The organism is Teredinibacter waterburyi (genome assembly GCF_001922985.1).
In the GTDB taxonomy this organism is placed as follows: Bacteria; Pseudomonadota; Gammaproteobacteria; order Pseudomonadales; family Cellvibrionaceae; genus Teredinibacter; species Teredinibacter waterburyi.
The window spans coordinates 1-753 of sequence record NZ_MRUH01000025.1 but is presented as its reverse complement, the minus strand read 5'-3'; the positions used below and the strand labels follow the sequence as shown (position 1 = coordinate 753).

Genomic DNA, 753 nt, shown 5'->3' with positions numbered 1-753 from the left:
GAAGGCATCAGCGTTATCGCCGACGCCGTCACCGTCGGTATCAGCCGATTCGCTGGCATCCAGCGGGAAGGTGTCACTGCTATCCTCAACACCGTCACCATCATCGTCGGTATCAGTATTATTACCGGCACCGTCACCGTCGGTGTCAACGGACTCACTGGAGTCTAGAGGGAAGGCGTCACTGCCATCCTCAACACCGTCACCATCATCGTCGGTATCAGCATTATTGCCGGTACCATCGCCGTCGGTGTCAACGGACTCGCTAGCATCCAGCGGAAAGGCATCGCTACCATCTTGAACGCCATCGTTATCGTCGTCGGTATCAGCATTATTACCGATACCATCGCCGTCGGTGTCAACGGACTCACTGGCATCTAGAGGGAAGGCGTCGCTGCTATCCTCAACACCATCTCCATCATCGTCGGTATCAGCATTGTTACCGGTACCGTCACCATCGGTGTCGACTGATTCACTGGCATTTAGTGGGAAGACGTCACTGCTATCCTCAACACCGTCACCATCATCGTCGGTATCAGCATTATTGCCGATACCATCGCCGTCGGTGTCAACGGACTCGCTGGCATCTAGTGGGAAGGCATCGCTACCATCTTGAACGCCATCGTTATCATCGTCGGTATCAGCGTTGTTGCCGGTACCGTCACCATCGGTGTCGGCTGATTCGCTGGCATCTAGAGGGAAGGCGTCACTGCTATCCTCAACACCATCTCCATCATCGTCGGTATCAGCATTATT

At 54.4% G+C, this 753-nt stretch carries 1 protein-coding gene; it reads right to left on the bottom strand.

Features of this window, described 5'->3' with window-relative positions:
- On the bottom strand, nt 1–753 hold a 753-nt coding region (locus IDZ20_RS04655; RefSeq protein WP_188150272.1), incomplete at both ends, for a thrombospondin type 3 repeat-containing protein.